Origin of the sequence: Rhodococcus shunpengi, assembly GCF_048381395.1 — a bacterium.
Classification (GTDB): Bacteria; Actinomycetota; Actinomycetes; order Mycobacteriales; family Mycobacteriaceae; genus Rhodococcus.
Genome location: NZ_JBLWIU010000024.1, coordinates 1 through 25854 on the forward strand (window position 1 = coordinate 1; position 25854 = coordinate 25854).

Consider the following 25854-nt stretch of genomic DNA (forward strand, 5'->3'; position numbering starts at 1 on the left):
CCCGTGGTCGTCGTGGTGTGTTGTTGCCGCAGTTGTTGGTGTCGGCGGTGGAGTCGGCGGGTGATTCGGTGGCGGTGGTGGAGGGTTCTCGGTCGTTGTCGTATCGGGAGCTCGATGCGGTGTCGTCGCGGTGGGCGCGGTGGTTGATCGGTCGTGGGGTGGGGCCGGGGGATGCGGTGGTGGTGGCGGTGCCGCGGTCGCTCGAGTCGGTGGTGGTGTTGTGGGCGGTGGCGAAGTCGGGGGCGACTTTCGTGCCGGTGGATCCGGGTTATCCGGCCGAGCGGGTGCAGTTCATGGTGGCCGATTCGGGTGCGGTGTTGGCGTTGACGGTGGCGTCGGTGGCGCAGGTGGTGGCTGAGGCGGCGGGGTCGGTGCCGGTGGTGGCGGTCGACGAGGTGTCGGTGGCTGCGCAGGTGGGGCAGTTGTCGTCGCGTCCGGTGTCGTATGCGGATCGGGTGCGTTCGCTCGAGCTGTCGGATGCGGCGTGGATGATCTATACCTCGGGGTCGACGGGGCGGCCGAAGGGTGTGGTGGTCTCGCATGCCGGTGTCGGTGGGGTGGTGTCGGCCGAGCGTGAGCATTTCGGGGTCGATGCTTCGTCGCGGGTGTTGCATGTGTGTTCGCCGAGTTTCGATGTGTCGTTGCTCGAGTTGGGGGTGGGGTTCTCGGCGGGGGCGACGGTGGTGGTGGCGCCGGCGGGGGTCGGTGGTGGTCCGGATCTGGCGGATGTGATTGCCTCGCAGTCGGTGTCGCATGTGTTCATGACGCCGGGTGCGTTGGGGTCGATGGATCCTGCGGGCTTGGACGATCTGCGTGTGGTGGTGGTGGCGGGGGAGTCGTTCACTCCGGATCTGGTGCGGCGGTGGTCGGTGCCGGGTCGGCGGCGGTTCTTCAATGCCTATGGTCCGACGGAGACGACGATTCTGGCGACCTCGTCGGCGGAGTTGGTGTCCGATGCGCCGGTGGTGATCGGGTCGGCGATCGCGGGGGTGGGGGCGTTCGTGCTCGATGAGCGGTTGCGTCCGGTGCCCGAGGGTGTGGTCGGTGAGTTGTATGTGGCCGGGGCGCAGGTGGCGCGGGGTTATCACGGTCGGTTCGGGTTGACCGCGGCGCGGTTCGTGGCCGATCCGTTCACTCCGGGGGCTCGGATGTATCGGACGGGGGATCTGGTGCGTCGCGGCGGCGATGGGGTGTTCGAGTATGTCGGGCGTAGTGATTTCCAGGTCAAGATCCGGGGGTTCCGGATCGAGCTGGGGGAGATCGATGCGGTGTTGTCGTCGGTGCCGGGGGTCGGTTTCGCGGTGACGGTGGGGGCGGCGTTGGCGTCGGGGGAGTCGGCGTTGGTGTCGTATGTGGTGCCCGAGGCGGGGGTGGTGCTCGATCCGGCGCAGGTGCGGGCGTCGGTGGGGGAGGTGTTGCCCGGTTATATGGTGCCGTCGTCGGTGACGGTGCTCGACGAGGTGCCGCTGACACCGGTGGGGAAGGTCGATCGGGCGGCGTTGCCGGCGCCGGTGTTCGAGGTGGCCGAGTATCGGGCTCCGCGGACGCCGGTGGAGGTGGCCGTGGCCGCGGAGGTCGCGCAGGTTCTGGGGGTCGAGCGGGTCGGGTTGGATGATTCGTTCGTCGATCTCGGTGGTAATTCGTTGGCGGCGACGCGGTTGGTGGCGCGGTTGTCGGCGCGGTTGGGGTATCGGGTGGCGGTGCCGGTGGTGTTCGAGGCGTCGTCGGTGCAGGAGTTGGCGGCCCGTCTCGACACCGCCGATACCGGGGCCGGTGCCGAGAGTGTGGTGTTGGCGGCGCGGCAGCGTCCGGATCGGGTGCCGTTGTCGTTGGCGCAGCAACGCATGTGGTTCCTCGGACGATTCGATTCTTCTGCGGCATACAATATTCCGATCGTCGTCCGGCTTACCGGAGATCTCGATGCCGAGGCGATGCAGGCGGCGGTGCGCGATCTCGTCGCTCGGCACGAATCGCTCCGCACCGTCTATCCCGAGATCGACGGTGTCCCGGTGCAGGAGGTCCTTCCGGTCGAGGCGTTCCTGCCGGAGCTCCTGCCGGTCGAGGTCGAACTCGACGCCCTGCAGTCCGAGGTCGACGCAGTCCTCTCGACCCGGTTCGACGTCACCCGTGAGGTTCCGGTTCTGGCCCGACTGCTGCGGTGCAGCGGCAGTGTCGAAAGCGGCCGTGACGCAACGGAACACGTGCTCGTCGTGGTCGTCCACCACATCGCCGCCGACGGAGCGTCGCTCGCGCCGCTGACCCGCGACCTCGCCGCCTTCTATGCCGCCCGCGCGACCGGGACCACGGCGGAGTTGCCGCCGCTGGCCGTCCAGTACGCGGATTACGCACTGTGGCAACGGGATGCGCTCGGTGATGCATCCGACCCGGAATCGGTCGCCGCGCGGCAACTCGACTACTGGCGGCGCGCCCTCGACGGGTTGCCCGACCAGCTCGATCTGCCCACCGACCGTCCCCGGCCGACCGTGCAGTCGCACCGCGGGGGCAGTGTCGACGTCGAGGTCGACGCCCACGTCCACGAGCAGTTGCGCGAACTCGCCGCGCGTCACGGTGCGACCCCGTTCATGGTCGCCCAGGCCGCCTTCGCGGTGATGCTCGCCCGGCTGTCGGCGACGCGCGACATCGCGATCGGCACCCCCGTCGCCGGGCGCACCGATCCGCTGCTCGACGACCTCATCGGCATGTTCGTCAACACCCTCGTCTTCCGGACCGTCGTGGACCCCGCCGAATCCTTCGACGAACTCCTCGACCGCAGTCGCGCGACGGTGCTGGAGGCCTTCGACCACGCCGACCTGCCGTTCGAGCGGCTCGTCGAGGCGCTCGATCCAGCCCGCTCTTTGGCCCGGCACCCGCTCTTCCAGGTGGGCCTGTCGTTCCAGAACCTCGCACCGTCCCGGCTCGACCTTCCCGGCCTGTCCGTCGAGAGTCTGGTCCCCGACACCCGTATCTCGCAGTTCGACCTGCATCTGCTCGTCGGCGAACGCGTCGACCAAGACGGGCGGTGCGGCGGGTTGACGGGTCGGCTCACGTACGCGGCCGACCTGTTCGACGAGGAGACCGCCCGCTCGTTCTCGTCCATGTTCACGCGCGTGCTCGCCGTACTCGTGGACTGCCCGTCACGTCCCGTCGGCGATGCCGACATGATCGGAGAGGACGAGCGGGCCCGGCTGCTCGACATCGGCAGGGGAGAGCACTGCAGTCCGGACGCATCCGTCCTTCCCGATCCGTTCCGGGCGCACGCCGATCGTCGCCCCGATGCGATCGCCCTCGTCCACGAGGGAACGTCGGTGTCCTACAGGGAATTCGACGAGCGTGTGAACCGGTGTGCGCGTGCGCTGATCGCGGCCGGTGTCGGCCCCGAGACCCGGGTCGGCCTCATGATCGGACAATCCGTCGAGCTGGTCGTCGCGATGTACGCGGTATCCGTCGCCGGCGGAGCCTACGTTCCGCTCGACCCCTCCCTGCCGCCCGGGCGCATCGCGCAGATCGTCGCGGCCGCCGAACCCGCCGTCGTCGTGCGTGCGGGTGGGGCGTCCGCGGACGTCGATCTCGACGGTGCTGCGGTGATCGAGGTCGACGATCCCACCCACGCGAGACTGTCTGCGGCGCCGGTGACCGATGCCGAGCGGCTCGCCCCGCTGCGACCGGAGAACATCGCGTACGTCCTGTTCACCTCCGGTTCGACGGGGGTCCCCAAGGGTGTTGCGGTCACCCATCGTGCGGTCACCAATCAGATGCGTTGGCTGCGGGAGCGGTTCGACCTCGGACCCGACGACGTGTCGGTCCTGCACACCCCGGCGACCTTCGACCTGTCGGTCTGGGAGTTCTGGGGCTGGTCGACGTGCGGTGGCCGGCTGGTGATCGCCGACCGGGGACGCCACCCCGACCCTCGCGTCATGATCGCCCTGCTCGAACGCGAACGGGTCACCACCTTCCACGGGGTCCCGACGATGCTCGGCATGCTCCTGTCGGGGGTCGAGGACCGACTCCCGTCGACGCTTCGGCGTGTGCTGTCCATCGGCGAGTCCCTGCCCGCCGCGACCGCGCGGGAGTTCGCGGCCCGCAGCGACGCCGAACTGGTGAATCTCTACGGGCCGACGGAAGCGGCCGTCTCGGTGACCGATCACCCGGTGACCGACGCCGACGTCCACGGCGTGCCGATCGGGACACCGGTGTGGAACACGGGCGTCCACGTGCTCGATGACCGTCTCGGTGCGGTCCCGCTCGGCGCGGTCGGGGAGTTGTACCTGTCCGGCGAGCAACTCGCGCGCGGCTACGTCGCGCGGGCAGGTGAGACCGCCGGCCGGTTCGTCGCCGACCCCTTCGGCAGCGGAGGGCGTCTCTACCGGACCGGGGACCTGGTGCGCTGGGTGACGACCGCACGCGGACCCGAACTCGATTACGTCGGTCGTCGGGATCTCCAGGTGAAGATCCGTGGGTTCCGGATCGAGCTCGGTGAGATCGAGGACGCACTCCGGGCATGCCCCGGCGTCGCTGCCGCGGCGGCAACGGTGCAGCAGGACGCACATCGTGGCGACCGCGTGGTGGCCTTCGTGGTCACCTCGGACGGCACCGCACCGGACACCGCCGCCCTGCGGACCTCACTCGGCGAACGGTTACCGAACTACATGGTCCCGGCCGACATCCGCGCGATCGACTGCCTGCCGAAGGGGAGCACCGGCAAACTCGACCGGAACGCCCTCCCACTCGTCCCGGCCGCGCCGGCCGAGCACCGTCCGCCCGCCACCGCCGTCGAATCCGCCGTTGCGAAGGTGTTCGGGAAGGTCCTCGGCATCGAGTCGGTCGGACGTGACGACGACTTCTTCCGCTCGGGCGGTACCTCGTTGGTCGCGGTCCGGGCGGTCAGCGAACTCGCGGCGGCGCTGGAGCGTCCCGTGCCTCTCGAGTGGCTGTTCGCCCACCCCGTCGTCGCCGAGCTGGCGGAACGAATCGAACGTAGCGAGCGCGAGGGTGAGGAGTCGGCGTCCACGGCGTTCGACGTCGTGTTCCCCCTGCGCACGGGACCCGCCACCGGTGAGCCGGTCTTCTTCGTCCACCCCGTCGTCGGCCTCGCCTGGGGATTCTCGCGGCTCGCCGAGTTCGTCGAGGCCGGTCGTCCGGTCTACGGACTGCAGTCTCCCGCGCTGTCGGGCACCGAGGAGCTTCCCGGATCGATCCGGGAGTGGGCGGCCCTGTACGTGGACGAGATCCGGCGCGCACATCCCGACGGTCCCTACCACCTCGTGGGGTGGTCGATGGGCGGAGTGATCGCGCACGAGATGGCCGTGCAACTGCAACGACGCGGGAGCTCCGTCGGCTCCCTCGTCCTGCTCGACGCGCACGTCCCGGCCCCGCTGCCGGAGTCCGTCGATCCGCAGTCGGTGGCCCTCGCGGCGCTGAGCGGTCTCGACAACGGCGACCGCGCGACGCCGCATGTCGGGGATATCACATCGATTCTCGAGCGTGTCGAACACGGTGGCGACGTCTTCCCGTCCGTCGAGTTGTTCCTCGCCGGTATCGGCCACTCGTTCGACGTCCTCGAACGGCATCTGCCGGAACGCTTCGACGGCGACCTGCTCTTCGTGGGGTCGCGGAGTTCGTCGTCGCCGGAAGACGATTCCCGGCGGGACTGGACCGAGTTCGTCACCGGACGGGTACATCGCCACGACATCGACGTGTCCCACTGGGCGATGACGGGAGAGCATGCGTGTCGCACCGTCGGACCGCTCCTCGCCGCCTGGTGCAACCGCCGCGTATGTCCGAATTGTGAAGCCTACGAGCGCGACTCGACACTCCGTGTCGGCGATTGAAGTGGCAGCGTCTGTACTACTGTGCAAAACTCGTGTAGTTCGGCGAACGTGATCCGGCTGTCGGGGGCCTGATCACGTCGATGCGCTAGGACGCGTGCCTGTTTCGGCGTGCGTTGATCAGCCGTACCGTCCCCCGGCGCGAAGCGGGGAGTGGTATGACGACGAATGCGATGGACTTCGACTCGGCCCACTCGGACGAGGGATCCGTTTCCGGGATCCGCACGTCGAGCAGGCCTCGGAGATTGCGCCGCAGCGCACCGACCGCATCGTTGCCCCATCTGCTTGCCGTCGCCGTCGAACGGAATCCGGACGGTATCGCCGTCGTCTCCGAATCCGGCGCTCTCACCTACCGCGAACTCGACGCAGCATCGTCACGCCTTGCACGTCTTCTGATCTCGCGCGGAATCGGTCCCGAGGACCGCGTGGCGCCGTTCCTCACGCGCTCGCTCGAATCCGTCCTCGCGACATGGGCGGTGGCGAAGACCGGCGCGGCGTTCGTGCCCGTCGACCCCACCTATCCCGCCGATCGCATCGCCTACATGCTGGACGATTCGGGGGCCGGGCTCGTCCTGACCACCGAGGAACACGCCGGCACGCTGCCCGGTGAGGTACCCGCACTCGTGCTCGACACGGCCGAGGTGCGCGACGAATCGGCCGGGATGTCCTCGGAGCCCGTCTTCTTCGACGAGCGACGCGGTGTCGTCCGTGCGGAGAACGCGGCGTACGTCATCTACACCTCCGGCTCCACCGGTCGCCCCAAGGGCGTCGTGGTGACGCATTCGGGGCTCGCCAACTTCTGCGCCGAACAGGTGGAGCGCTACGGACTCTCGTCGCAGTCGCGCACATTGCATTTCGCGTCACCGAGTTTCGACGCCTCCGTGCTGGAACTCCTGCTGGCGGTGGGTGCGTCGTCGACGATGGTCGTCGCCCCGCTGACCGTCTTCGGCGGGTCGGAGTTCGCGGATGTCGTGCGGAAGCACGGGGTCACACACGCATTCGTCACACCCGCTGCGCTGGCCTCGGTGGACCCGGCCGGTCTCGAGGTACTCGGCACCGTCGCGGTGGGCGGCGAGGCGTGCCCGCCCGAACTCGTGACGCGATGGGCGCCGGGCCGCCGCTTCCACAACGTCTACGGACCCACCGAGACGACCATCGTCTCGAACATCTCCGAACCCCTCACCCCGGGCGACCGGGTGACGATCGGACCTCCGATCGGCAATGTCACGGAGACCGTGCTCGATTCGCGACTCCACCTCGTCCCCGTCGGTGTCGCGGGCGAACTCTACACAGCAGGGCCGGGGGTGGCCCGCGGGTATCTCGGTCGCCCAGGGCTCACCGCAGCGCGATTCGTCGCAGCGCCGGGAGGTGCGCGGATGTACCGCACCGGCGACGTCGTGCGCGGACCCGAGACGCCCTCGTCGGGCATCGTCTACGTGGGCCGTAACGACTTCCAGGTCAAGGTCCGCGGATTCCGCATCGAACTCGGGGAGATCGACGCCGCACTCGCGTCGCACCCAGGGGTCGACTTCGCCCTCACCGTCGGCCGCGAGACCCCTGCCGGCGAGACCCAACTCGTCTCCTACGTGCACGGCACCGACGACCCGCTCGATCCGGGCAGCCTCGTCGAACACGTCGCCGGCGTGCTCCCGACGTACATGGTCCCCGCCGCGGTCGTGCCCCTCGACCGCATCCCGCTGACCCCCTCCGGCAAGGTCGACCGCGCGGCGCTTCCCGAGGTGGGAACGACCGTCGCCGAATTCCGCGCTCCCGTCACCGCTTCCGAGAAGGCCGTCGCCGATGTCTTCGCCGATGTCCTCGGTGTGGACCGGGTCGGACTCGACGACGACTTCTTCGATCTCGGCGGCAACTCGCTCCTCGCGACGTCCGTCGTCGGCCGCCTCCGCGCGCGTCTCGGCGTCACAGTCCGCGCGGCCGCGCTGTTCGACGAGCCGACCGTCGCGGCACTCGCCCGGCACCTCGACGCGGCCGGCTCCGATCGCGCGGTACCGCTCGTCGCCGGCCCGCGACCCGCACACCTGCCGCTGTCCTACGCGCAGCAGCGCATGTGGTTCCTCAACCGCCTCGATCCCGAATCCGCCCTGTACAACATCCCTCTCGCGGTGCGTCTGACCGGTGGGCTCGACGTCGACGCGATGCGCGCGGCGTTCGCCGACCTCGTCGAGCGTCACGAGACCCTCCGTACCGTCTACCCCGAGATCGACGGTGTGGGTGAGCAGCGCATCCTCGAACCGGGAGCACGCGTCGTCGACGTTCCGGTCGAGCAGGTGCCCGCCGGCGAGTTGCCGGAGCATCTCGCGCGCGTCGCGGGCCGCGGATTCGACGTCACGGCCGAGGTTCCGGTGCGTGCGCACCTGTTCGCGACCGCACCCGACGAGCACGTGCTCGTCCTCGTCCTGCACCACATCGCCGGCGACGGCACCTCGCTCGCGCCGCTCGTGCGCGACCTCGTCACCGCGTACACCGCACGTGTCGGTGGGCACGCGCCCGACTGGGTGCCCCTGCCGGTGCAGTACGCCGACTACACGCTGTGGCAACGGGAGGTCCTCGGCACCGACGACGACCCCGAATCGATCGCGGGCCGTCAGCTCGCGTACTGGACGGGCGCGCTCGCCGGTGTCCCCGAGCATCTCGATCTCGCCACCGACCACGTGCGACCTGCGATCCTCGGCGCGGGCGGCGGTGCCGTGCGCGTCGAACTCGAGGACGACGTCCACGAGGCGATCACCGGCCTCGCCCGCCGGGCGGGAACCACCCCGTTCATGGTCGTGCACGCCGCACTCGCCGCACTCCTCGCACGCCTGTCGAACACCCACGACGTCGTGATCGGGACCCCCGTCGCCGGGCGTTCGGCGCCCGAACTCGACGGTGTCGTGGGCATGTTCGTCAACATGCTCGCGCTGCGCACCGAGGTCGATCTCGGCGGCACCTTCGCCGATCTGCTCGAGCAGGCCCGCACCGTCGACATCGATGCCTTCGACCACGCCGACATCCCGTTCGAACGGCTCGTCGAGGTGCTCGACCCCGTTCGGTCGCCGTCCCGGCACCCCCTCTTCCAGGTCGGGTTGTCGTACCACAACTTCACCATCGACACGCTCGAGCTGCCGGGCCTGCGTGTGGAGGCGCTCGACGCGTCGTCCTCGTCGGTCCGCTTCGACCTGCACGTGACGATCGTCGACAAGGGCATCGACGGCGGACCGGGTGGATTCGACATCGAATTCGGTTACGCCACCGACCTGTTCGAGGAAGCCTCGATCCGGCGCATGGTCGACCGCTACCTGCGCATCCTGCGCTCCGTCGCCGAGGACGCCGACGTCGTCGTCGGCGACATCGACCTGCACGAGCCCGACCAGCTCGCCGCGATGCTCGAAGCCTGGGAGGCCGAGCAGATCGCGGTGGGTCCCGGCCGGACCCTCGCCGACCTGTTCGACGATCAGGCCCGCACGACGCCCACGGCATGCGCGCTCGTCGACGCGAACGGCGAACTCACCTACGGGGACTTCGCGGACCGGGTCCGACGCCTCGCGCGGATGCTGATCGAGCACGGCGTCGGTCCCGAGACGGTCGTCGCGCTCCCGATCCGACGTTCGATCGACCTCGTCGTCGCGATGTACGCGGTCGTCGAGGCCGGCGGCGCGTATCTGCCGCTCGACCCCGACCACCCGCGCGAACGCGTCGAGTACATCCTCGGATCCGCCGACCCCGCCTGCATCCTCACCACGAGCCGCGACCGCCTCGACCTGCCCGGCGACCGGCCGACCATCGAGGTCGACACCGTCGACCTCGCCGCCTACAGCGGCAAGGAGATCCGCAACGCCGACCGCCTCGCTCCGCTGCGCGCGAGCAACGCCGCCTACGTGATCTACACGTCCGGGTCGACGGGACGGCCGAAGGGCGTCGTCGTGCCGCACGAGGCGATCGTCAACCAGCTCGTCTGGAAGCGGAAGGAATACCGCCTCGGTGTGGGCGACGCCGTCCTGCTCAAGACCGCAGCGACCTTCGACCTGTCGGTGTGGGAGTTCTGGTCGTCGCTGACCTCCGGCGCGAAACTCGTCGTCGCCGCACCCGACGGCCACCGCGACCCGGCCTACCTCAACGACCTGATCCGCCGCGAGCACGTGACGACCCTGCACGTCGTGCCCTCGATGCTCGACGCGTTGCTCGACGACGCCGACGGGGAGCTGCCCGACTCGCTGCGACGAGTGCTCGCGATCGGTGAGGTGCTTCCCGTCGACACGGCCGAACGCACCCTCGAACGGTCGGACACCGACCTCGTCAACCTGTACGGGCCGACGGAGGCGGCGGTCTCGGTGACCGCGCACCGCGTCACCGAGACGGGGGAGAGCTCGGTTCCGATCGGCGGCCCGATCCCCAACACGCAGGTCTTCGTCCTCGACGAGCGGCTGCACCCGGTGCCCCCGGGAGTGGCCGGGGAGCTCTACCTCGCCGGAACCCAGCTCGCGCGCGGCTACTCCGGCCGACCGGAGCTGACCGCCGAGCGGTTCGTCGCCAACCCCTTCGGCGACCCCGGCACACGCCTGTACCGCACCGGCGACCTCGTGCGCTGGCGGTTCGACGACGATCAGCTGTCGGGCACGCTCGAATACCTCGACCGGGCCGACTTCCAGGTGAAGGTGCGTGGTTTCCGCATCGAGCTCGGGGAGATCGAGTCCGCGCTGCGGGCGCTGCCGCAGATCCGCGACGCGGTGGTGACGGTGCAGCACGGCGACCGGATCGTCGCCTTCGTCGTCCCCACCGGCGGAGCCCCCGACATCACCGCGATCCGCGGCGCGCTGGCGCGGACGCTGCCGTCCTACATGGTCCCGCAGGGCTTCGTGACCCTCGACGCCCTCCCGCTGAACGTCAACGGCAAGGTCGACCGCAAGGCCCTCCCGGAGGCGGAGGTCGTCACGGCGCCCTACCGCGCCCCGCGCACCGGCACGGAGGCGACGGTCGCGTCGGTCTACGCCGAAGTGCTCGGCAGCGACGACCCGGTCGGTCTCGACGACGACTTCTTCGGCATCGGCGGCAACTCGCTCAGCGCGGTCAAGGTCGCCGCGCGCCTGCGGGACCGCCTCGACGCCCACGTCGAGCTGCCGTGGCTGTTCCTGCACCCGGGTGTGGGGGAACTCGCCGCCCGGATCGACTCGCACAGCACGTCCGAGACGGACACGCTCGGGAGTGCCGGTCTCGACCCGCTGCTGCCGCTGCGTTCCGGTGGGGACGGTGCACCGGTGTTCTGCATCCACCCCGTCACCGGCCTCGCGTGGGGCTTCGCCGGTCTCGTGCCGTACCTCGGCGACCGTCCCGTCTACGGTCTGCAGTCGCCCGCGCTCGGCGAGGCGGGCAACCTGCCCGGCGACATCGGCGCCTGGGCGGACGAGTACGTCCGACTCATCCGGCAGGCGCACCCGCACGGCCCCTACCATCTCGTCGGATGGTCCATGGGCGGCATCCTGGCCCACGCCGTCGCGGTCCGGCTGCGACGGGCGGGGGAGCAGGTCCCGACCCTCGCGATCCTCGACGCCTATCCCGAGACCGGGGCCGCGCGGACCGACGCGCAGCGCACCGCGGCCACCGCCCCGACGGTCGCGAACGTACTCGGCATCCCGGCCGAGGGCCCGGCTGCGGAGATCCCCCTCACCGAGCTCACCGCCGAGAGCGCGCAGCAGGTGGTGCAGGCTCTGCCGGCGCCGTTCGACAGCCTCTCCCCGGAACGGATCACCCGGATCGTCGAGGGCGTCCGGCACTCGTACTCGGTCCTCGCGACGCATCGTCCCGAGGTCTACGACGGTGACCTGACGGTCTTCGTCGCCGAGAGCGATCGTCCGATGTCCTCCACCGAGGCCTGGTATCCCTACGTGAACGGGCTGGTGACCACACGTGAGGTGCCGGTCTCCCATTGGGACATGGCCACCAGGAAGGCGTGGGCGGTCATCGGACCCGCCATCGGTCGCCGTCTCGACGAGAGGCGCTGACCGGCCACAACTCGACATCCCGCCACGGTGGGGCGGCCCGCGCCGGGTCGTCCCACCGTGGCGTGCGCGCCCACGGCCGTAACATGGCTCTTCGGCCACCGATGCTCTAATGGGCACATGACTGCCCGGTAACAACCGGGTGGCCGCGGCCGGAACGGGACGTACGAGGGATCGGGACCAGTGGTGAGTGAAGCCTTGCGTAAGGTCGGCGAGCAGGGGGCCGAGGGGAACGGTGGAGCCTCCGGCGGTGCTCGTATCGAAGCCTCCGGTGATGCCCGACCTGCGGCAGCCGAGCGGCGGCGGCCACGCAGGCGTCCCGAGCGTCGCGGAGCCAGGGCCGCGCTGCTTCCTCAGCTGATCGCGGCGGCGGTCGAACGCGACCCCTCCGCGACGGCAGTGGTGGAGGACGACCGTTCGCTCACCTACGCCGAGCTCGACGAGGCGTCCTCGCGACTCGCGCGGTACCTGATCGGCCTCGGTGTCGGTCCCGAGGACGTCGTCGCGCTCGCGATCGCCCGGTCGATCGACTCGGTGCTCGCCACCTGGGCGGTCGCGAAGACCGGTGCCGCCTTCGTGCCCGTCGACCCGAACTATCCCGCCGACCGGGTCGAGCACATGACGGTCGACTCCGGCGCGGCGCTCGGCCTGACCCTCGCCGAGAACGAGCCCGCCCTGCCCTCCACGACCCGGTGGATCGCACTCGACGACCCCGCGATCGCGCAGCAACTCGCGGCTCTTCCGTCCGAGCCCGTCTCGTTCGACGAACGGGTCCGGACCCTGCGGGTCGAGAACACGGCCTACATCATCTACACCTCGGGGTCGACCGGACGGCCGAAGGGCGTCGTCGTGACCCATTCGGGTCTGGGGAACTTCTGCACCGAGCAGGTGGAGCGGTACGCCCTGACCTCCGACTCACGCACGCTGCACTTCGCGTCCCCGAGCTTCGACGCTTCAATCCTCGAACTGCTGCTGGCGATCGGCGCGTCGTCGACGATGGTGATCGCCCCGACCTTCGTGTACGGCGGCGAGGAGTTCGCCGAACTCGTTGTGCGACAGCAGGTCACCCACGCCTTCGTCACGCCGGCCGCGCTGGCCTCGGTCGACCCGACGGGCCTGGACGTGCTCGACTGCATCGTCGTCGGCGGTGAGGCGTGCCCTCCGGACCTGGTGGAGCGGTGGGCGTCGGGACGGCGGTTCTTCAACGGCTACGGTCCGACCGAGACGACCATCATGACCAACATCTCGGACCCGCTGGTTCCGGGTGAGCAGATCACGATCGGTGCGCCCATCCGCAACACCACCGCGCACGTGCTGGACACACGACTGCACGCCGTTCCGGCCGGGGTGACGGGTGAGCTCTACCTGTCGGGTCCGGGCGTGGCCCGCGGATACCACCGCCGACCGGAGCTGACCGCTGCCCGGTTCGTCGCGGCCCCCGGCGGCACGCGCATGTACCGTTCCGGCGACCTCGTCCGCGGACCTCGGGACGCCGCATCACCCATCGTCTACATCGGCCGGAACGACTTCCAGGTCAAGGTTCGCGGCTTCCGCATCGAACTCGGCGAGATCGACGCCGTGCTGGCCTCCTCGCCGGCAGTGGACTTCGCAGCGACGCTCGCGCGGACGGGCCCGTCCGGGCAGGCACAGCTGGTCGCGTACGTGCACGCGGCCCCCGGCGCGACCGTCGACCCGCAGGAACTGTCGGCCCTCGCCGCCGAGCGGCTCCCTGCCCACATGGTGCCTTCGGCGATCGTGCCGATCGACGAGATCCCGCTCTCGCCCACCGGCAAGCTCGACCGCGATGCACTGCCCGATCCGGGGCCGATCGTCACCGAGTTCCGGGCCCCGGAAACCGGCACCGAGATCGCCATCGCCGCGGTGTTCGCCGACGTGCTGGGACTCGATTCCACGCGGGTCGGCCTCGACGACGACTTCTTCGATCTCGGCGGCAACTCGCTGGTCGCCACGCGGGTGGCGGCGCGGCTGAGCGAACGCCTCGGCGTGCGGGTGCCCGCCCGTCTGCTCTTCGAGGGTTCGACGGTCGCGCAGCTCGCGGCGCTGGTCGAACCCCTCACCGGTGACGACCGGATCCCCCTCGTGGCCGGGCCGCGCCCCGAGACGATCCCCCTCTCCCTCGCGCAGCAGCGCATGTGGTTCCTGAGCCGGTTCGACACCGCCTCGGCCGCGAACAACATCCCCGTCGCGCTGCGGCTGCGCGGGACACTCGACACCGATGCGCTCGGCGCCGCGGTCGCCGACCTCGTCGAACGCCACGAGACGCTCCGCACCGTCTACCCGGACAACGACGGTGTGGGCAGCCAGCTGATCCTGCCCGCCTCGCAGGCGACACCGGCGCTGCGTGCCGAGGACGTCACGGAGACCGAGGTGCACGACCGCGTGGTGCGCGCGGTGACGACCGGCTTCGACGTCACCGCCGAGGTACCGCTGCGCCTCGAACTGCTGCGCATCTCGCGCGACGGCGTCGAGGCCGCGTCCGTGGAGGACGAACACGTCCTGATCATCGTCGTCCACCACATCGCCGCCGACGGCACCTCCATCGAGCCGTTCGTGCGCGACCTGGTCACCGCCTATCTCGCCCGCACGTCGGGCTCGGCGCCCGGTTGGGAACCGCTGGCCGTGCAGTACGCGGACTACACGCTGTGGCAGCGGGCCGTCCTCGGCGACGAGGACGATCCGGAATCGACGGTCTCGAAGGAGATCGCCTACTGGACTTCCGTTCTCGCCGATCTGCCGGATCGTCTCGAACTGCCCACCGACCGGCCCCGTCCGGTCGAGGCGTCGGGTCGCGGTGCCACCGTCGAGTTCGAGATCGAGCCGGCTCTGCACGAGGCCGTCGTCGAACTCGGCCGGGCCGCGGGATGTTCGCCGTTCATGGTCGTCCACGCCGCTTTCGCCGTTCTCCTGTCCCGGATCTCGGGTGCGAGCGACATCGCGATCGGCACTCCCGTCGCGGGCCGCGGCGAGCAGGCGCTCGACGATCTGATCGGCATGTTCGTCAACACGCTCGTGCTGCGGACCACCGTCACTGCCGAGCGGACGTTCGCCGACGTCCTGCGCGAGGTCCGCGCCTCGGACATCGACGCGTTCGCCCACGCCGACCTGCCCTTCGAGCGGCTCGTGGAGGTCCTCGACCCCGTTCGTTCGGCCGGTCACCATCCGCTCTTCCAGGTGGCCCTGTTCTTCCAGAACATGGAGCAGCCCGAACTCGCCCTGCCCGGACTGGATGTCGAGCCGGTGGATCTCGGTGGCAGCATCGCCAAGTTCGACCTGCAACTCACCGTCGGACCGCGGGAGGTCGAGGGACGCCCGGCCGGTATGGGTGCCCAGTTCACCTACGCCACCGATCTTTTCGACGAGACGACGGTGCGGTCGCTCGCCGCCCGCCTCGTGACGGTTCTCGAAGCGCTCACCGGCGACGTCGACACGGTCGTCGGCGACGTCGACCTGCTGGCCGCGCCGGAGCGGCAGACGCTCACCGTCGAGGTGAACGCCACCGAACGTCCGGTCACCCCGCAGACCCTGCTCTCGCGTTACCGCACGCAGGTCGCCTCGACTCCGGACGCCACCGCGGTCGTCTTCGGCGACGACGCGCTCACCTATGCGGCGTTCGACGCGCGGGTCAACCGACTCGCCCGTCACCTGATCTCGGTCGGTGTCGGACCCGAATCGCTCGTTGCACTGGGCATCCGGCGTTCGATCGATCTCGTCGTCGCCATGTACGCGGTCGTCACGGCGGGTGGCGCCTACGTGCCGCTCGACCCCGATCACCCGGCCGACCGGATCGGCCACATCCTCGACACCGCACGACCGGTGTGCGTACTGAGCACCACCGCCGACGCCGGGGACCTTCCCGCCGGTGTCGACACGATCGTCGTCGACGACCCGGCTCTGTCCGACCATCCGGCCGAGCCCGTGCGCGAGGACGAACTGCGAGGCACCGTCCAGGCCGCCTCGCCGGCCTACGTCATCTTCACGTCCGGATCCACCGGACGCCCGAAGGGTGTGTCCGTCCCGCACGAGGCGATCGTCAACCAGCTCGAGTGGATGGCCGCGGAGTACGACATCTCGGCCGACGACGTGTACCTGCAGAAGACCGCCACGACCTTCGACGTGTCGCTGTGGGGCTACTTCCTGCCGCTGTGCACCGGCGGAACGCTCGTCGTCGCGACCCACGACGGTCACCGCGACCCGGCCTACGTGGCCGACGCGATCGTCCGGTACGGCGTCACGCTCACGGACTTCGTCCCGTCCATGCTCACCGTCTTCGCCGCCCACGCCCCGGCGGGCAGCTGCGCCGGCCTGCGCCACGTCTTCGTCATCGGCGAGGCCCTGCCGCCGGAGACCGTGACGGCCTTCCGGCGTCTCGGTGACGCGGCGGTCCACAACCTCTACGGCCCCACCGAGGCCGCGGTCTCGGCGACCTACTGGCCCGCCGAGGACGGCGACCATTCCGTGCCGATCGGTGTTCCCGAAGCGAACGTGCAGGTGTACGTGCTGGATTCGCGTCTGCGTCCCACCCCCGTGGGAACGCCGGGCGAGCTGTATCTCGGCGGCGTGCAACTCGCGCGCGGCTACGAGAAGCGCCCCGACCTCACGTCCGACCGGTTCGTCGCGAGCCCCCTCGGGGTGCGGGGAAGCAGGATGTACCGCACCGGCGACCTCGTGCGGTGGCGCCGCACCGCCGACGGTGCCCTCGTCCTGGACTATCTCGGACGCACCGACTTCCAGGTCAAGTTCCGCGGTCAGCGCATCGAACTCGGCGAGATCGAGACGGCGCTGCTCGGCTGCGCCGAGGTGAGCCAGGCCGTCGCGCTCGTCGTGCCGACACCGACCGGTGAGCAGCTGGTCGCCTACGTCGTGCCGGCACCCGAGCACACCGTCGACAAGGCGGTGCTGCTCGACGCGGTGCGCAGCGTCCTGCCGTCGTACATGGTGCCGTCGGCGGTCGTCGTGCTCGACGCGTTCCCGCTCAACACCAGCGGTAAGCTCGATCGCAAGGCCCTGCCGGAACCCGTCTTCGAGGTCCGCGAGTTCCGCGCTCCCCGCACCCCGATCGAGGAGATCGTCGCGAACGTCTACGCCGACGTCCTCGGCGTCGAGCGGGTCGGACGCGACGACCACTTCTTCGACCTCGGCGGCAACTCGCTCGTCGCGACGCAGGTCGCCGCGCGGCTCGGTGCCGCCCTCGGCGCGCGCGTCGCGGTGCGGTCGCTCTTCGAACATCCCGTGGTCGAATCCCTCGCGGCCCACATCGAGTCGTCGGCGGCCGGTGCCGCAGCCGTCCCGCTCACGGCACGCCCCCGACCCGACCACGTGCCGCTCTCGCTGGCGCAGCAGCGGATGTGGTTCCTCAACCGGTTCGAACCGGACTCGGCGGTCAACAACCTGCCGCTCGTGATCCGGCTGCGCGGATCGCTGGACCTCGACGCCCTGCGCGGCGCGGTCGGCGACGTGGTGCTGCGGCACGAATCCCTGCGGACCGTCTACCCGGAGACCGACGGCATCGCCCACCAGGTCGTCCTCCCCGCGGCGTCCGTCGTTCCCGACATCGAACCGTCCGAGGTCGATCCCACCGACATCCTGGACGAGGTCGCCGCGATCCTCGACGCCGGTTTCGACGTCACCGCGGAGGTTCCGCTGCGGATCCGGCTGCTGCGTGTCGCCGCCGACGACCACGTGCTCGTCGTGGTGCTCCACCACATCAGCGGCGACGGCTTCTCGATGGGCCCGCTCGCCCGCGACGTCATGGTCGCCTACGGTGCCAGAACCCAAGGGCTGCAGCCGAACTGGTCGCCGCTTCCGGTCCAGTACGCCGACTACACCCTGTGGCAGCGGGAGGTGCTCGGCTCCGAGGGCGATCCGGAGTCGCCGATCGCCCGCCAGCTCGCCTACTGGCGCCACGCCCTGAAGGGCATCCCGGAGCAGATCGACCTGCCCGCCGACCGTCCGCGGCCGGCCGTCGCCTCGGGCCGGGGTGCGAACACCGCCGTGGAGATCGACGCGCGGACGCACGCGGCACTCGACCGCCTCGCGCGGGAGCGCGGCGCGTCGCTGTTCATGGTCTTCCACAGCGCCCTGGCGGCCCTCCTCGCTCGGCTGTCGGGCACCGAGGACGTCGTGATCGGCGCCCCCATCGCCGGACGCGGTGAGCAGCTGCTCGACGACATGATCGGCATGTTCGTCAACACGCTCGTACTGCGGAGCGAGGTGCGCCCCGCCGACACCTTCGCCGATCTCCTCGGACGGGTGCGCGAGAGCGACCTCGGCGCGTTCGGGCACGCCGACCTGCCGTTCGAGCGCCTCGTGGAGGTCCTCGACCCGGAACGATCGCAGGCACGCCACCCGTTGTTCCAGGTCGCCCTGACCTTCCAGAATCTCGGGCAGTCCCGCTTCGAACTGCCGGGCCTGGCCGTCGAAGGCTTCGACGTCCCGGTCGCCCACGCCAAGTTCGACCTGCAGGTCACCGTCGTCGAGAGGTTCGACGCCGACGGCACTCCCGGCGGCCTCGACGTCGTGCTGACCTACGCCGTCGACCTGTTCGACGACGCGACCATGCGCCTCTTCGGCGAGCGTCTCGGCCGGATGCTCGCGGCGGTGGCGACGGATCCCGAGTCCGTGATCGGCGACGTCCCACTGCTCGACCCGGCGGGACGCACCGAGGTGCTCGAGGCGTGGAACGAGCCCGGCACCCGAGTCCCCGACGTCACGCTCGTGGACCGCTTCCGCGAGGCCGCCGAGGCGCATCCGGATTCGGTCGCCGTGACCTTCGGCGACCGGCAGCTCACCTACGCCGAACTGTCCGCGCGGGTCAACCGCCTGGCGCGCGAACTCGTCGACCGCGGTGTCCGACCCGACACCCTCGTCGGAGTCGCGTTGCCGCGCACGGAGGAACTCGTCGTCGCGCTGCTCGCGGTGCAGCAGGCCGGCGGTGGCTATCTGCCGATCGACCTCACCTACCCGGCCGAGCGTCTGACCTTCATGCTCGAGGACGCGGCGCCGGTGTGTGTGCTCGTGGCGGGGGAGCCGGATGCGCTGCCCGCCACCGACGTCCCGGTGATCGACCTCGAACGGCTCGACCTGTCGACGCGGTCGGCCGATCCGCTCTCCGACGACGAGCGCGCGGCACCGCTGCGCAGCGACAACCTCGCCTACGTCATCTACACCTCCGGTTCCACAGGCCGGCCCAAGGGCGTGCAGATCCCGCACCGCACGGTGCTCGAACTGTTCGAGAACACCGCGCCCGCCTTCGGATTCGACGCCGACGACGTGTGGACCCTGTTCCACTCCTACGCCTTCGACTTCTCCGTGTGGGAACTGTGGGGTCCGCTGCTCCACGGTGGTCGCCTCGTGGTCGTCGACTACCACACCTCCCGGTCCCCGGAGGACTTCCACGCCCTCCTGCGGCGCGAGAAGATCACGGTGCTCAACCAGACCCCGTCGGCCTTCTACCAGCTCGCCGAGGCGGACGCCGTTGTGGCCGAGCAGGATCCGGATGCGCAGCCGCTGTCCCTGCGGTACGTCGTGTTCGGTGGTGAGGCACTCGATCTGCGTCGACTGGCCGGCTGGTATCGGCGGCACGGGGATTCAGGGCGAGCGCCGCGCCTGGTCAACATGTACGGCATCACCGAAACCACCGTGCACGTCTCCCATCTCGAACTGTCCTCCGCCGACGTCGACAACCCCGCGAGCACCGTCGGCCGCGCGATCCCCGGTCTCGGCATCTACGTGCTCGACGCCCGTCTGCAGCCCGTCCCGGTGGGCGTGCCCGGCGAGATCTACGTCCGCGGTGGCCAGCTCGCACGCGGCTATCTCGGTCGTGCCGAGCTGACCTCCGGGCGGTTCGTCGCCGATCCCTACGGTGCGCCGGGCTCGCGCATGTACCGCACCGGTGACGTCGCCCGATGGAACGCGCACGGGCAGCTCGAATACGCCGGTCGCAGCGACCTACAGGTACAGCTGCGTGGCTTCCGCATCGAACTCGGCGAGATCGAGGCGGCACTGACCGGTGTGGAGGGTGTCGCGCACGCCGTCGCGTCCGTGTGGTCGGACGAGCACACGGGGGAGAAGCTCGTCGGTTACGTCGTGCCGCGGGCCGGGCACACGGTCGCCCCGTCCGAGGTGCTCGAGCGGGTGGGCGAGTTCCTCACCGGCTACATGGTTCCCGACGCAGTGCTCGTGCTCGACGAGTTGCCGCTGACCCCGAACGGCAAGCTCGACCGCAGGTCGCTGCCCGAGCCGGTGTTCACCAGCGACCGCGAGTTCCGGGCGCCGCGGACCCCCACGGAGGAGACCATCGCCGAGGTCTTCGCCGACGTGCTCGGTCTCGAGCGGGTCGGGCTCGACGACTCGTTCTTCGCTCTCGGTGGCGACAGCATCGTGTCGATCCAGCTGGTGTCCCGGGCGAAGGCGCGCGGTGTCGTGTTCACCCCGCGCGAGGTGTTCGAGCAGCGCACGGTGGCCGGTCTCGCCGAAGTGGCGCGCGCCGGAACGGGATCCGAACCGGTGCTGCGCGAACTCGAAGGCGGCGGCGTCGGCGAGATCCCGCTCACCCCGATCGTGCGGTACATGGTCGAGCGTGGCGGCGGTTTCGACCGCTACACGCAGACCATCGCACTCGAACTGCCCGCCGGTATCGGACGCAGCGACGTCGTGGCGACGATCGCCGCCGTGGTGGGCCGGCACGACATGCTCCGGGCATGCTTGCGGGACGACGGTTCCGGTGAGTGGGTGCTGTCGACCTCCGCGCCGGGAAGTGTCGACGTCGACGCGCTCGTGACGCGCGTCGAGGTTCCCGCGGAGGCCGGCGACGAGCAGTGGGCGGAGATCGCCTCGCGCGAAGTCGACGCTGCCGAGGGGCGTCTCGCTCCGTCGCAGGGCATCGTCACGCAGTTCGTCTGGCTCGACCCCGCTGCCGGGGCGGCACGGACCGGACGGCTGATCGTGGTGGCGCACCACCTCGTCGTCGACGGGGTGTCGTGGCGGATCCTGGTGCCCGACTTCGTCACCGCGTGGGCACAGATCAGCCACGGGCAGCAGCCCGCCCTCCAGCCCGTCGGCACGTCGTTCCGCACCTGGGCTCACGCCCTCGTCGACGGTGCCGCCGGACGAGTGACGGAGCTGCCGTTGTGGACATCCGTTCTCGACGGACCCGACCCGCTGCTCGGCGACCGCCCGTTCGACCCGTCGGTCGACCTGGCGTCGACGGTCGTGAAGGTGCCGGTCCGGGTCGACGCGGCGACCACCGAGACACTGCTGACCACCCTGCCCGAGCTCTACCACGGCTCGGTCAACGACGTGCTGCTCACGGGTCTCGCGCTGGCCCTGGCCGAGTGGCGTCGGGCGCGGGGCACGGACGTGCGGTCGGCACTGATCCGTCTCGAGGGCCACGGTCGCGAGGAGGACGTCGTCCCGGGCTCGGACCTCTCGCGCACCGTCGGCTGGTTCACGACGATGTTCCCCGTGCGGCTCGACCTGTCCGACGTCGACCTCGACGACGCGGCGGCCGGTGGTGCGAGCGCGGGTGCGGCATTGAAGGTGGTCAAGGAGGATCTCCGCCGCGTCCCCGACAAGGGCATCGGCTACGGCCTGCTCCGGTACTGCAACCCCGAGACGTCCGCTCGTCTCGCCGCGACGCCCGCCGGGCAGATCAGCTTCAACTATCTCGGCCGGCTCGACGCCGGTGAGGTCTCGACCGACCGGGTGCCGGAACTCGGGTGGCTGCCCGCCGGCGACCTCGGGGACCTGTCCGGAACCGATGATCCCGACGCCCCGGCCCTCGCCGCCGTCGACATCAACGCCGTCGTCCTCGGAGGCGAACTCGGAGCGAACTTCGGCTACGCGTCCGGTCTGCTCGACCGCGCCGACGTCGAGGACCTCGCACAGCGCTGGGTGCGTGCACTCGAAGCCCTCGCGGCGCACGCCACGCGCCCGGAGGCCGGGGGACGGACCCCGTCCGACCTGTCGCTGGTCGACGTCACCCAACGCGACATCGACCTGTGGGAGTCGCGGTACCGCGGCGCGGCGGACGCCTGGCCGCTCGCTCCGCTCCAGGCCGGCCTGCTCTACCACGCACTCCTGGCGGAGGGGCACTCCGATGCCTACAGCACGCAGGTGCTCGTGCACCTCGCAGGAGTGGTCGACGCGCAGCGGCTGCGCACGGCGGCTGAGGCGCTGCTGGGGCGCTACCCGAACCTCCGCACGGCATTCGTCGCGAGCGAATCGGGCATCCCCGTCCAGGTCGTCGTCGACGAGGTCACCCTGCCGTGGCGCGAGGTCGACATCCGGGGCGAGGACTCCGCAGTACTCGCCGATGTGCTGCGAGCGGAACAGGCCGTCGCGTTCGACATGGTCGAGCCGCCGCTGATCCGCTTCGTCCTCGTCCGCACGGGTGACGACAGTTGGACCCTCGCCGTCACGAGTCACCACATCCTGCTCGACGGCTGGTCGATGCCGCTGTTGATGAAGGACCTGCTGGTGCTCTACGCGACCCGCGGTGATGCGGGCGTCCTCGGCCGGGCACCGTCCTACCGGGCGTATCTCGAGTGGCTCGCGCGTCGCGACCACGAGACCTCCGTCGAAGCGTGGATACGCTCGCTCGACGGGATCGAGGAGCCCACCCTGCTGGCCGGGGGCAACACCGACGGCACGGGCGGCACCCCGGACGAGCACCGGATCGACCTCGGTCGTGAACGGTCCGACCTCCTCGCGGACACGGCCACGCGGCTCGGCGTCACGGTCAACACCGTGCTGCAGGGCGCCTGGGCCGTCCTCCTGGCCCGCACGACCGACCGCGACGACGTCGTATTCGGCACCACCGTGTCGGGCCGGCCCGCGGACCTCCCCGGCGTCGAGGCGATGGTGGGACTGTTCATCAACACCCTCCCGGTGCGGGTGCGCCTCGGCGCCGGCGAGACCGGGCACGATCTGCTCCTCCGCATCCAGGGCGAGCAGGCCGAACTGCTCGATCACCATCACGTCGGGCTCGCCGAGATCCAGCAGCGTGCCGGTACGGGAGCGCTGTTCGACACGCTGCTCGTGTACGAGTCCTATCCGGTCGACCGCAGCGGGATCGAGGCTGCGGGATCGATCGACGGCCTCGTCGTCGCGGGCGTCAACGCCCGGGACGCGACGCACTATCCGCTCACGGCCGTCGTCACCTCCGAGGAGGCGTTGACGCTCGCGTTCAAGTACCGCAGCGACATCCTGGCCGCGGAGGACGTGGCGACGCTGGCCGGCAGGTACGTCCGCATCCTCGATGCGCTCGTCGCCGATCCCGACTCCTCGGTGGACTCGCTGCCGTATCTCGACGCGGCCGAGATCGAGGATCTCGCCGACCGGTGGGGCGGACCCGCGCTGCCCGCGGTGCCGCTCGGTGATCTGCTCGCGGAGACCGCCGCCCGCAACCCCGACGGCGTCGCGGTCGTCCACGACGGACGCTCGCTGACCTACGCCGAACTCGATGCCCGGTCGTCGCGACTGGCGAGGCTGCTCGTCGGCCGAGGCATCGGGACGGAGGACGTGGTCGCGCTCGGACTGACGCGGTCGTTCGACTCCATCACCGCCGTGTGGGCGGTCGCCCGCGCCGGAGCCGCCTACGTGCCGGTCGACCCGAACTACCCGGCCGACCGTGTCGCCCACATGCTCTCCGATTCGGGGGCCGTCCTCGGCCTCACCGTCTCGGCCGAGCGGGACCGGCTGCCCGGCGACGTGCAGTGGGTCGACCTGACCGATCCCGCCACGCTCACAGAGCTGGAGGCCCTGTCCGACGAACCGTTCGCCGCGCACGAGAGGGTCCGTCCGGTCCGAGCGGACAACACCGCCTACGTCATCTACACCTCGGGGTCCACGGGCCTTCCGAAGGGCGTGGTGGTGTCGAACTCCGGACTGGCGAATTTCACTGCGGCGCAACGTGAGCACTACGGTCTGGATGCCGACACGCGGGCGCTGCACTTCGCGTCACCGAGTTTCGACGCCTCCATGCTCGAACTGCTCCTCGCCGTGGGCGGGGGTGGCACCCTCGTCGTCGCGTCCCCGGGAATCTACGGAGGCAGCGAACTCGCCGAGCTGATCCGGGCCGAGCGCGTGACGCATGCGTTCATCACCTCCGCGGCCGTCGCCACCCTCGATCCGGAGGGGCTCGACGGGCTCCGGGTGCTCGCCGCCGGCGGCGAGGCCGTGCCGCCGGAACTGGTCGCGCGCTGGGCGCCCGGACGGGCGTTCCACAACGTCTACGGTCCGACGGAGACCACGATCGTGACCACGATCAGTGAACCGTTGGCGCCGGGGGATCCGATCACGATCGGAGGACCGATCCGGGGCGTCCGCGCGCTCGTGCTCGACAGGCGCCTGCGGCCGGTGCCGGTCGGTGTGCCCGGCGAGCTGTACATGTCGGGAGTGCAGATCGCACGCGGATATCACCGCAGGCCCGGTCTCACGGCGGAGCGCTTCGTCGCCGATCCGTTCGGATCCGGTGGACGTCTCTACCGCACCGGCGACGTGGTCCGCTGGACCCACGACGGGAAGATCGCCTATGTGGGACGGTCGGACTTCCAGGTGAAGGTGCGCGGCTTCCGCATCGAACTCGACGAGATCGACGCCGTGCTGCGACGCGAGCCGAGCGTGGACTTCGCCGCCACCGTCGCCCGCCGGTACGACACCGGCAGTGTCCGCCTCGTCTCGTACGTGACCGCGACGGCCGGTCACCTCGTCGACACGGACGACCTGCTCCGCGCGGCCGCCCGAGCGTTGCCGCAGCACATGGTTCCCGACGACATCGTCGTGCTCGACGCCGTGCCGCTGACGCACGTCGGGAAGCTCGACCGCGCGGCGTTGCCGGAACCGGAGACACGGACCCGCCCGTACCGCGCTCCGCGTACCCACCTCGAGGAGGTCGTCGCGCGGGTGTACGCCGACGCCCTCGACGCCGAGCAGGTCGGTCTCGACGACGACTTCTTCGACCTCGGCGGCAACTCCCTCGTGGCCACCCAGGTGGTCGCGAGGCTGCGCGACGAGACCGGACTGCAGGTCCGTGTCCCGTGGCTGCTGGAGACGCCGGCTGTCGAGGCTCTCGCGTCGCGGCTCGCCGCGGCCGTGGACGGAGCGGACGTCGATTCCGCAGGGACCGCGAACGCGGCGTCGGACGTGCTCGTCACGCTGCGTGCGGGCGATTCGAGGACACCGGTCTTCTGCTTCCACCCGATGATCGGACTGGCCTGGCCGTATGCGCCTCTGGCAGCGCGACTCGCGACGAGCAGCGCGGTGTACGGCGTACAGACGCCGGCCCTGAGCGAACCTGGCTTCGTCGCGTCCTCGCTCGTCGATCTCGCGCGGAGGTACACGGACGAGATCGTCGCCGCCGCACCCGGCGGCCGATACCGCCTCATCGGATGGTCGCTCGGCGGTGTGCTCGCGCACGCCGTGGCGGTCGAGTTGCAGGCACGCGGACTGCAGGTCGAGGGCCTCGCCCTCATCGACAGCATCCCGCGGATCGACACCGACCGGTTCGCGACCGAACTCGCGGAGAACCTGCGTGCCTTCGGGGTCTTTGTGGACACCACCGCACTCGACGGCGGTCTTCCGCAGGAAGCTGCGGAAGCATTGGTCCGGGCCGTGCCGGACGGGTTGATCGACCTCGACGTGGAGCGGGTGCAGGGCCTGTTCTCCGCGGCCGTGACCTCGCCCGAACTGATCAACGGTCACGACCCTGAGGTGTTCGCCGGCGACATGGAGTTCTTCAGTGCGACGGAGGAGCACCCGACGGAGGCGGACGCCGCAGATCTGTGGCGACCGTTCGTGTCGGGCCGTATCCGGACCCGGTTCGTGCCGGGTGCGCACGGCGAGATGATGGAGCCGTCCGCCATCGAGATCATCGCGCCGGCGCTCGACGCCACCACACGGGTGGTCGCCGAAAGTGGAGGAGACCGTCGGTCGCGGTAATGTGCACGAACGATTCGTCGATACACGTTGTGCTGCGCCGGACGGCGCGCCTCGGCCCCGCCCGAGGTCTGTAG

The 25854-nt window shown here is 70.4% G+C and carries 3 protein-coding genes; all 3 read left to right on the forward strand.

Going from position 1 to position 25854, the window contains the following annotated elements; all coding sequences use genetic code 11:
* Positions 1–23: 23 nt before the first annotated feature.
* The 3 genes from ACNJ7K_RS12300 to ACNJ7K_RS12310 all read left to right on the forward strand — a co-directional run bounded on the left by ACNJ7K_RS12300 (position 24) and on the right by ACNJ7K_RS12310 (position 25780).
* Positions 24–5828 (forward strand): amino acid adenylation domain-containing protein, encoded by a 5805-nt coding sequence (locus tag ACNJ7K_RS12300; RefSeq protein ID WP_487041753.1) that lies wholly within the window; start codon positions 24–26, stop codon positions 5826–5828.
* A 155-nt stretch (positions 5829–5983) separates the two neighbouring features.
* Positions 5984–11824: an amino acid adenylation domain-containing protein gene (locus tag ACNJ7K_RS12305; RefSeq protein WP_230788620.1), complete on the forward strand. Its 5841-nt coding sequence runs from the start codon at positions 5984–5986 to the stop codon at positions 11822–11824.
* Between the two features lie 183 nt (positions 11825–12007).
* Positions 12008–25780, forward strand: a complete 13773-nt coding sequence (locus tag ACNJ7K_RS12310; protein ID WP_487041754.1) for a non-ribosomal peptide synthetase — start codon at positions 12008–12010, stop codon at positions 25778–25780.
* Positions 25781–25854 lie beyond the last annotated feature (74 nt).

Coding starts and splice junctions, on each gene's coding strand:
- ACNJ7K_RS12305 (WP_230788620.1), top strand. CDS start 5,984: ATGACGACGAATGCGATGGACTTCGACTCGGCCCACTCGGACGAGGGA.